The organism is Microbacterium sp. CPCC 204701 (assembly GCF_004010105.1).
In the GTDB taxonomy this organism is placed as follows: domain Bacteria; phylum Actinomycetota; class Actinomycetes; order Actinomycetales; family Microbacteriaceae; genus Microbacterium.
The window spans coordinates 1-2,518 of record NZ_RRYE01000410.1 but is presented as its reverse complement, the minus strand read 5'-3'; the positions used below and the strand labels follow the sequence as shown (position 1 = coordinate 2,518).

The 2,518-nt window shown below is 72.4% G+C and carries 3 protein-coding genes; all 3 read right to left on the bottom strand.

Translation table 11 applies throughout. From position 1 onward, the window contains the following. Positions 1–398, bottom strand: a 398-nt coding sequence (locus EIO58_RS16115; RefSeq protein ID WP_164861790.1) for a FadR/GntR family transcriptional regulator, incomplete at its 3' end; no start/stop codon positions are given. After that, positions 395–1,168: a 3-oxoacyl-ACP reductase gene (locus EIO58_RS16110; protein ID WP_127820341.1), complete on the bottom strand. Its 774-nt coding sequence runs from the start codon at positions 1,166–1,168 to the stop codon at positions 395–397. The genes EIO58_RS16115 and EIO58_RS16110, both read right to left, overlap by 4 nt. Positions 1,169–1,197: 29 nt before the next feature. Beyond that, positions 1,198–2,511 (bottom strand): aldehyde dehydrogenase family protein, encoded by a 1,314-nt coding sequence (locus EIO58_RS16105; RefSeq protein ID WP_127820342.1) that lies wholly within the window; start codon positions 2,509–2,511, stop codon positions 1,198–1,200. Between the last annotated feature and the right edge of the window lie 7 nt (positions 2,512–2,518).

Sequence of the window (2,518 nt, the reverse complement as noted above, 5' to 3'; positions counted from 1 at the left end):
CGCGCGGCCGCGTCGAGCGTGCGCCCTGCAGCCGCCCGCGCGGCGCCGCCCTCGAGCACGCGGCGGAGGCCGAGGACGTCCGCGAGGTCGGACGCATCGACCTCGCGCGGATGCGGTGGCTCCGGCAGCGGATCGGCGACGAACGTTCCGCCGTACCGGCCGCGCCGGCGCACGAGGAAGCCGGTGTCGGCCAGCTCGCGAATCGCCTCGCGCACGGTGTCGCGGCTCACGGCGTAGAGAACGGCGAGCTCCCGCTCCGACGGCAGCGACTCCCCCGGCGCGACGACCCCGAGGCGGATCGTCTGCACGAGCCGCGCGACGGTGTCTTCGAGCGCGTTGCCCTCGCGCACCGGCCGGTACACGGCCTTGCGCACCTCGTGCAGGGGCGCGTCGGTCACAGCGGTGTCACGTAGGCGTTGGTGATGCCGCCGTCGACGACGAACGCGGTCGCGGTGATGAACGACGCGTCGTCCGACGCGAGGAACGCGACGGCAGCCGCGAGCTCTTCGGGCTCGGCGAACCGGCCCATGGGCACGTGCACGAGTCGGCGCTGCGCGCGCTCGGGGTCTTTCGCGAAGAGCTCCTGCAGCAGCGGCGTGTTGACCGGCCCAGGGCACAGCGCGTTCACGCGGATGCCCTGCCGCGCGAACTGCACCCCGAGCTCACGGGTCATCGCGAGCACGCCGCCTTTCGATGCCGTGTACGAGATCTGCGACGTCGCCGAGCCGAGCAGCGCGACGAACGACGCGGTGTTGATGATCGAGCCCCTGCCCGCCGGCACCATGTGGCGCAGCGCCGCGCGCGAGCACAGGTAGACGCTCTTGAGGTTGACGTTCTGCACGCGGTCCCACGCCGGCAGCTCGGTGGTCTCGATCGAGTCGTCGTCGGCGGGCGAGATGCCGGCATTGTTGAACGCGATGTCGATGCGGCCGAACGCGGCCGCGACGCCGTCGAACACCGCGTTCACCTGCGTCTCGTCAGCGACGTCCACGCGTCGGAACACACCGCCCACCTCGTCGGCCGCGCCCTCGCCGGTCGCAGGGTCGAGGTCGGCGATGACGACCTTCGCACCCTCGGCCGCGAAGCGTCGCGCGGTGGCCAGGCCGATGCCCGAGCCGCCGCCCGTGATGACGGCGACCCGGCCGCCCAGGCGCTGCGTCAGATCCATGTCTCTCCCCTGTCGGTCCGTCGCGGGTGTCAATCGGTCGCGAAGAAGACGTTCTTCGTCTCGGTGAAGTGCTCGGCGGCGTCCGGGCCGAGCTCGCGCCCGAGACCCGACGCCTTCATGCCGCCGAAGGGCGTCCAGTACCGCACCGACGAGTGCGAGTTCACCGAGAGCACGCCGCTCTTGACCCCGCGCGCCACGCGCACCGCGCGGCCGAGGTTCTCGGTCCAGATCGAGCCGGCGAGTCCGTAGATCGTGTCGTTCGCGAGCCGGACGGCGTCGGCCTCGTCGTCGAAGGGCAGCACGGCCACGACGGGTCCGAACACCTCTTCGTGCGCGATGCGGTCGCCGCGATCGGCCAGTACGACGGTCGGAGCGAACCAGAACCCGTCACCGCCGGGGGCCGAGCCGCGGAACGCGATGTTCGCACCGTCGAGGAACCCCTCGACGGTGGACCGGTGGGATGCCGAGATCAGTGGTCCCATCTCGGTCCCCTCGTCGGCGGGGTCGCCGACGCGCCAGGCCTGGACGGCGGGCTCGAGCAGCTCGAGGAACCGGTCGTACGCCGACCGCTCTACAAGGATGCGGCTGCGGGCGCAGCAGTCCTGTCCGGCGTTGTCGAACACGGCGCCCGGCGCCGAGGCCGCCGCCTTCTCGAGGTCGGCGTCGGCGAACACGACGTTCGCGCTCTTGCCTCCGAGCTCGAGCGTGACGGGTTTGAGCTCGCGCGCGCAGCCGGCCGCGACATCCGTTCCCACCGACGTCGAGCCGGTGAACACGACCTTGCGGACGTCGCGGTGCGACACGAACCGCTGGCCCACGACCGCCCCCGAGCCGGTGACCACTTCGAAGAGACCGGACGGCAGGCCCGCCTCGAGCGCGAGCTCGCCGAGGCGCATCGCGGTCAGCGGCGTGAGCTCGGCGGGCTTCAGCACGACGGCGTTGCCCGCCGCGAGCGCCGGCGCGAACCCCCACGACGCGATCGTCATCGGGAAGTTCCACGGCACGATGATCCCGACGACGCCGTACGGCTCGTGGAACGTGACGTCGAGTCCCCCGGCGACCGGGATCTGCTGCCCGCTCAATCGCTCAGGCGCACCGGCGTAGAAGTTCAGCACCTGGGCGACGTGCGACGCCTCCCACCGGGCCGAGCCGATCGGATGCCCCGAGTTCCGCACCTCGAGCTGCGCGAGCTCCTCGACATGGGCCTCGACCACGCGCGCGAACGCGCGCAGCGCGTCGGCCCTCGCGACGGGCGGCAGCGCCGCCCACGACCGCTGCGCGACCACCGCCCGAGACACTGCGGCGTCGACCTCGACGAGATCCGCGCGCGCGACCTCGCGGATCGGCTGC

What these genes read in the sequence shown, in the direction of transcription:
- EIO58_RS16110 (WP_127820341.1), bottom strand. Translation starts at nt 1,168, where the DNA reads ATGGATCTGACGCAGCGCCTGGGCGGCCGGGTCGCCGTCATCACGGGC.